This is a genomic window from Parabacteroides sp. FAFU027, assembly GCF_022808675.1.
Taxonomy (GTDB): domain Bacteria; phylum Bacteroidota; class Bacteroidia; order Bacteroidales; family UBA7332; genus CAXXIC01.
In genome coordinates, this window is the sequence record NZ_JAKZKV010000018.1 from 41,148 (window position 1) to 47,652 (window position 6,505).

The following is a 6,505-nucleotide window of genomic DNA, read 5'->3' on the forward strand; positions in this document are numbered from 1 at the left end:
AGAGTGCAATGGAGGCACTTTAGAAGCTTTGCACCAGCTTTCCGTTCCAGTAAAGCTGCTTTACATTTGGCAGACCGATGTAGTACTCCTGCTGGTTGTTTCTCCGGTTAAGAATATATGCCGTTTCGGCCGAAACAAACAAGGTATCTTCGCGTGTGGCCATGTTCTTGTAAAAATCCTTCTCCTGCTGGTCTGTATTGATCCGGAAATAATTAATCCCCTGTTCCACCCTGAATTTCGTAAGAATCATACTGTCGGGATTGGTCACGCAAACCACATTGATATACTGGGTCCAGTTATTAAACAGCGCTTTCATATCCTTATCCTGATAGACCTTACGCAATTTATAAATGTGGTATCCCATATTGGAAAAATAGGCAACACCGGCAATGATGGCCAACAGAATCAGTATCTTATTGCTCTTTTTCATTTTCACCTTGATTTAAACTGTTTTGAAACTGATTGTACTTCTCCTCAATCTCTTTAATGGAAATATTCAGAAGTGATAATTTCTTGAAAAACAGGGGTAACTCCTGTTCGCAAAACTCAGTCTTACGCATAGCCAACACACCCGGATAAGCATCTTCCGAAAGGAAATAGCCAATCCCGCGCTTGTTGTAAATCACCTCGTTTTGCTGCAACCGTTCGTAAGCACGCATTACGGTGTTGGGATTCACCTCCAGCTCTACCGCCAGATCACGTACAGAGGGAATTCTATCCCCCGGACTCCAGTCGCGGGCCAGAATCCGCTCACAGACCCAGTCGGCAATCTGGAGGAATATGGGTTGTGTATCGTTGAATCTCATACTTTTACCTGTTTTTCTTTAAATCTCAAATAACATACATAGCCCAGCACAGTTACAAAGCTAAACAACGCAATGTTGTAGATGTGCGGGATGCTGCTGAAGAGTCCGCGGTCAATATCATCCGACATCATATTGGCTTTCAGTGTGAGTCCGCCCAAAAACTCACTCTTGATGGAGCAGTTAGCCGGTTGAAAAATCAGGTAAAGTATCAATTCTTCAATATTGCTTAACACCAATGTCAATCCAATAAACGACAACAGGGTTTTGATTGTGGCATTTTTCTTGAACAGGAATTGCCCGAAAATCAACAATACCAACGATGAATACATCATTAAAAACTGTTGACCGGCATCGAAAGTCAATTTATTGGTGACAAAGAATGCATACTCCAAAAACGATACAAACTCAATATGAAACAACATCTGGAATGCAATGGCCAATGCGATAAACAGCGTTATATAAAATAGCGCCGGAATAAACACGCTGCTCAACAGCAGAAAGACAAACTTCTCCTGCGAAGTAGCCGGCACCAGCAAAAAGCGTGAACAGTACTTCTTTTCCTTTATCACCGCAAAGCCCAGATGAATGTGATAGAGCAGACAGAATGTAAACCCTATCTTCGATACTACGGCCAACACATTGAAAAGCACCGGCACTACCAGGCTATGCTTTCCCGCTGTACTAAACCCAAAGAACATCAGCGCCGCAGCCGCCATCATCACGGCAAAAAGCTTACCGCGTTGTTCTTCCCAATACCGTACGAGCAATGCCCATACGCGTTCCCAACTGAATGTATTTGATTCCATAAAATTACTCCGATTTATCGTTAACACTCATAGATTTTCCATTATAATAAACCTCCTGAAGGTTTGGCAAACGCAGATGAAACACTCCTGCACTATCTGAAGAAAGAGATTTAAATACCTCTCCGGGAATCAATAATGTATCGCCTTTAATCGTGTGCATTTTGCCAAAAGCAGTTAATGTTTCGTATGTGTGCGTCCCTCTATCAAATTTATCAATTAGGATAAAATCATAAATCCAGTCACCTTTTTCAAATTCAATTTTTTGGTGTATATTTTCCTGCGCATTCACGACACAAACCACCCTGATACTATCTTTCACCTTCTTAAATCGGATAGATTTCTCAAAAGCCATTCGCCAAGGTTCATACACCGACTTTTGATAATAAAAATTACCGGAATACGCGGCTATAAAAACGATGGCTAACAATGCCAACACGATATTACTTTTCTTCATAACTTGAATCTCTATTTGAATTCATTGCAATAAGCTCTATCTACATCATTTCACATCAAACCGTCAACTGCTTCTCCCTGAATTTCAGGTTAGCAGCATACACCATTCCCACGAAAAAGAACACAACCACAGGTATCGAATAGAGCGGATAACCAAAGATCAACCCCTCATCAACCAATGAAGAAAAGGCATTAACCTTAATTTCCCCAAAAGGCGTTGTTCCCCAAAACTGTGGATGAAGTATTTGATGCGCCACAAACTGGTCCAAAAGCACAAAACCATAGGTAAAAACCAGTATATTCACCAACATAGAATAGAGCAGTTGATGTTTTTTAAACATGAAATAGCTCAGGAAAATAACAAAGAGATAAAAGATCACAGTAAGTATTGCCTGCTTATCTACTTTACAGGATTCAACAAAAAGAAGATAACCCGACTCAGGATAAAACTGATGGAAAGTGAAAGAGTCCACAAAATACAGCATCCCGAAATAGATGACAGTCGGTACCATCAAGCCCATCACGCAAAGAAAAGCGAACTTCTCGTTCCTCGAAGCTGGAATCAACATGAACCACACCCCTCTTTTGTAATCCACAAACTCTTTAAACACCAAGCTCAACATCAATATCATAAAAGCCATGTATCCAATGATGACACTAAACCGCGTCACATTTTCATACTGGTGTATTCTCAATTCCTTATGCCCCGACATAAAAGCCCATAGCAACAACACAAATGCCAAAAGGACATACAACAGAAAAGCCACCTTTCGTTCCACCCAATAACGGACAAACAGCGCACCAAAACGCTGAAGACTAAATATTTCATTCATAATCACACCTCCTGTTTTTCCGCAAATATCCGTTCAATCTCCTTCTTATTCCCCTCCACTGCATTGAAGAGCATCTCCATATCCACCTTGCTGTATTCGCCGGTGGTATTTTCCACCACGCCCCAGCGGCCTTTGAGGCCCGACTCTTCGTAAAGCGCCTTTTCATCTTTCACCAGTTCGCGGAAAGTCAGTTTCTCCGTAATTTGATCCAGTGTGCCGTTGAGCAACACGCGGCGGTTATTCATGATCACCACGGCATCAATCAGGTTCTCCAGGTCACGCACCTGGTGGGTAGAAATCACGATGCAACGCTCTTCTGTCGCCACCGATGCCATCAGTTTGCGAAAGGTACTTTTGGAAGGAATATCCAGCCCGTTGGTCGGCTCATCCATAAGCAACAGTTGAGTCTGACAGGCCAGCGCAAAAGAGATAAACGCCTTCTTCTTCTGTCCGTGCGACAGTTTTGCCAGGTTTTCATTCTCATCCAGCTCAAACTCATCAAGGCAGTTTTTCAACAAGTCCTCATCAAAGTTGGGATAAAACACCTTATTAACCCGCACAAAGTCCTTCATCTTCATCGAAGGCAATGCAATCTCGTCCGGCACGTAGAATAGGTTTCGCAAGAAGGCCACTTCCCGTTTAGCAGGTGTTAAACCCATTACGATACATTCGCCCGATTTTGGAAAAAGCAATCCACACATCAGGTTGAGCAACGTTGTCTTTCCCACCCCGTTTTTACCCAGCAGACCATAAATATTACCTGCTTTCAATTCCAGATTAATCGTCTCAAAAAGAGGCTTCTTACGTGAATAAGCAAACTGCAGATCTTTCAATTGAATCATGGCTATCTGTTTTTAGTGTATTAGTTTATTAGTACACTGCAAATGAAATACATTTTATCAAAACAACCAAACATTCAACCAATTATTTTACACAATTACCCCAAATCGAATAAAACAGTTTACACAAGTAAGATTTTGAATAGAGTTTCCCTTAGTGTTGTATATAGGTTTAGTCTGGGTTGACTTTAAGTTTTAATAGACATATGACAGTAGTAACATAGAGATATAATAGTGATATGATACTCTTTATAAAGACTATTTTATCATTGTATTATCATAGTATAGCCATTGTATTTCTACTTTATATACCTAAAGTCAACCTATAACAAACCTATATCCAACCTTATCTAAACCTATAATCACAAAATCGTCCAGGCTCCGGAAGTTGGAATTTGAATTCTCCAAATACCATTAAAAAGGGACAAAACAGAGGTATAGTTTTAACGCCATTTCACCGCTTTGTAACTGATTGACTGCGATTTTCCCGTTTTTTTGTCGTACCTTTGCGCCTTAATTTAAAAAGTGGAGTGATCCACATAATCAGTAGGTATGCAAAAGATTAGAAACATTGCGATTATTGCCCACGTTGACCACGGCAAAACAACATTGGTTGATAAAATGCTGGCAGCTGGCCACCTTTTCAGAGAAAACCAGAACTCAGGAGAGCTTATTCTTGACAACAACGACCTTGAACGTGAGCGCGGAATCACCATTCTGTCGAAAAACGTTTCCATCCAATATAAAGATCACAAGATTAATATTATTGATACTCCGGGCCACGCCGACTTCGGTGGCGAGGTAGAGCGTGTATTGAATATGGCTGACGGCTGTCTGCTTTTGGTGGACGCTTTCGAAGGCCCGATGCCTCAGACTCGTTTCGTATTGCAAAAAGCATTGCAAATCGGATTGAAACCTATCGTGGTGATCAACAAGGTGGACAAACCAAACTGCCGCCCGGACGAAGTACACGAAATGGTATTCGACCTGATGTTTAACCTCGACGCAACCGAAGAGCAGTTGGATTTCCACACCATCTACGGTTCAGCTAAGAACAACTGGATGGGTGCCGACTGGAAAAAAGAGGAAAGCGACATCACCTTCCTGCTTGAATCTATCATCGAACATATTCCTGCTCCCGTATATCGCGAAGGAACGCCTCAGATGCTTATTACCTCACTTGACTACTCAAGCTATGTGGGTCGTATCGCTATCGGTCGTGTACACCGTGGCAACCTGAAAGAAAATCAGGACGTAATGCTTTGTAAAAAAGACGGCTCTTTCGTAAAATCACGCATCAAGGAGCTTCATACATTTGAAGGACTGGGGCGTATGAAAGTACCGGAAGTTAAATGTGGTGACTTGTGTGCATTGGTAGGTATCGAAGGTTTCGAAATCGGCGACTCTATCGCTGACTTCAACGAACCGGAACCACTTGATCCGATCGCTATCGACGAACCTACGATGTCTATGGTGTTTACCATCAACGACTCTCCTTTCTTCGGTAAAGAGGGTAAAATGGTGACTTCACGCCACATCCACGATCGTCTGATGAAGGAGTTGGACAAAAACCTGGCTCTCCGCGTAGAGAAATCACCGGAAGCTGACTGCTGGACTGTATTCGGTCGCGGTGTACTCCACTTGTCGGTTTTGATCGAAACCATGCGTCGCGAAGGCTACGAACTTCAGGTAGGCCAGCCTCAGGTAATCATCAAAGAGATCAACGGCAAAAAATGCGAGCCTATCGAACAGTTAACCATCAACCTGCCCGAAGAATCGGCAAGTAAAGTGATCGACGTGGTGACTCGCCGCAAAGGTGAACTCCTGATGATGGAGACCAAAAACGAACGTGTAAACATCGAATTCAACATACCTTCACGCGGTATCATCGGTCTGCGTAACACAGTACTGACACTCTCTGCCGGTGAAGCGATCATGGCACACCGTTACCTCGAATACCAACCGTGGAAAGGCGATATCGAGAAACGCCTCAACGGCGCAATCATCTCTATGGATGCCGGTAACGCGTTTGCTTACTCTATCGACAAACTGCAAGACCGCGGTAAATTCTTCATCGATCCACAGGACGATGTATATGCCGGTCAGGTGGTAGGTGAGCACGCTAAAGAGGGCGACCTCGTGGTTAACGTTACCAAATCGAAGAAACTGACCAACATGCGTGCGTCAGGTTCTGACGATAAAGTTCGTATCATCCCGGCGATCAAGTTCTCTCTCGAAGAGGCTCTTGAATACATCCGCGAAGATGAGTACGTGGAGTTGACTCCGAAGAGCATCCGTCTGCGTAAGATCATCCTCGATGAGAACGAGCGTAAACGTATGTCTAAGAAGTAATTTGAATTGAACGCAAAGGTGCGAAGGCACTGAGTGTTTTATTATGATACGAGAAGGGCGAATCTGAACAAGATTCGCCTTTTTTTGTTTAGTTAAATATTATCAATGATTCTTCAAGCCCACAAAGCACCTCATCCATGAAATGTCAAAACTTAGTTTCCTTCTTTATATCCAAACTCGTCTTTTTTATTTAACGACACATTACTGTCCCATTAAAATCTAAAAATGGTCTTTGAAGTATTTGAAATTTAGTTGGTTATAAGCATTTCGCGAGCGAACGGACTTGAATTTTTAGTTTTGCATCAGATTAATCTGATTGCATATGTATCAAGACAAATACGTTTTTGCTCAACTGGTTTCGTTTCTGAATCGAAGTAAATTCAATCGCATTGTCACCAAATTTGATGGAGACAAAT

General features: G+C 42.4%; 8 protein-coding genes. 2 read left to right on the forward strand and 6 right to left on the reverse strand.

The genetic code is table 11. The annotated features are described in order from the left end of the window. Positions 1 to 19: 19 nt before the first annotated feature. From MLE17_RS18120 to MLE17_RS18145, 6 genes are read right to left on the reverse strand one after another with little or no spacing between them, the layout of a single operon-like run. Positions 20 to 430, reverse strand: a complete 411-nt coding sequence (locus MLE17_RS18120; RefSeq protein WP_243350188.1) for a hypothetical protein — start codon at positions 428 to 430, stop codon at positions 20 to 22. After that, a complete protein-coding gene (locus MLE17_RS18125; RefSeq protein ID WP_243350189.1) occupies positions 414 to 806 on the reverse strand; it encodes a GntR family transcriptional regulator in 393 nt (130 codons plus the stop codon). The genes MLE17_RS18120 and MLE17_RS18125 overlap by 17 nt, the downstream gene beginning before the upstream one ends. After that, complete coding sequence (locus MLE17_RS18130) at positions 803 to 1,612, reverse strand: hypothetical protein (protein WP_243350190.1); 810 nt, start codon at positions 1,610 to 1,612, stop codon at positions 803 to 805. The genes MLE17_RS18125 and MLE17_RS18130 overlap by 4 nt, the downstream gene beginning before the upstream one ends. A gap of 4 nt (positions 1,613 to 1,616) precedes the next feature. Continuing rightward, positions 1,617 to 2,066 carry a hypothetical protein gene (locus tag MLE17_RS18135; protein ID WP_243350191.1) on the reverse strand — a complete coding sequence of 150 codons (450 nt, stop codon included), beginning with the start codon at positions 2,064 to 2,066 and terminating at the stop codon, positions 1,617 to 1,619. A gap of 55 nt (positions 2,067 to 2,121) precedes the next feature. Further along, on the reverse strand, positions 2,122 to 2,898 hold the full coding sequence (locus MLE17_RS18140) for a hypothetical protein (RefSeq protein ID WP_243350192.1): 777 nt from the start codon (positions 2,896 to 2,898) through the stop codon (positions 2,122 to 2,124). A gap of 2 nt (positions 2,899 to 2,900) precedes the next feature. Then, positions 2,901 to 3,740: an ATP-binding cassette domain-containing protein gene (locus MLE17_RS18145; protein ID WP_243350193.1), complete on the reverse strand. Its 840-nt coding sequence runs from the start codon at positions 3,738 to 3,740 to the stop codon at positions 2,901 to 2,903. 549 nt (positions 3,741 to 4,289) lie between these two features. On the opposite strand from MLE17_RS18145, the gene typA reads away from it, so the two are divergent. Next, complete coding sequence (gene typA / locus MLE17_RS18150) at positions 4,290 to 6,089, forward strand: translational GTPase TypA (protein WP_243350194.1); 1,800 nt, start codon at positions 4,290 to 4,292, stop codon at positions 6,087 to 6,089. A 322-nt stretch (positions 6,090 to 6,411) separates the two neighbouring features. Beyond that, positions 6,412 to 6,505: DUF4372 domain-containing protein (locus MLE17_RS18155; protein ID WP_243348999.1), on the forward strand; the 94-nt coding region annotated here is incomplete at its 3' end.

Coding starts and splice junctions, on each gene's coding strand:
- MLE17_RS18120 (WP_243350188.1), bottom strand. CDS start 430: ATGAAAAAGAGCAATAAGATACTGATTCTGTTGGCCATCATTGCCGGT.
- MLE17_RS18125 (WP_243350189.1), bottom strand. CDS start 806: ATGAGATTCAACGATACACAACCCATATTCCTCCAGATTGCCGACTGG.
- MLE17_RS18130 (WP_243350190.1), bottom strand. CDS start 1,612: ATGGAATCAAATACATTCAGTTGGGAACGCGTATGGGCATTGCTCGTA.
- MLE17_RS18135 (WP_243350191.1), bottom strand. CDS start 2,066: ATGAAGAAAAGTAATATCGTGTTGGCATTGTTAGCCATCGTTTTTATA.
- MLE17_RS18140 (WP_243350192.1), bottom strand. CDS start 2,898: ATGAATGAAATATTTAGTCTTCAGCGTTTTGGTGCGCTGTTTGTCCGT.
- MLE17_RS18145 (WP_243350193.1), bottom strand. CDS start 3,740: ATGATTCAATTGAAAGATCTGCAGTTTGCTTATTCACGTAAGAAGCCT.
- typA (WP_243350194.1), top strand. CDS start 4,290: ATGCAAAAGATTAGAAACATTGCGATTATTGCCCACGTTGACCACGGC.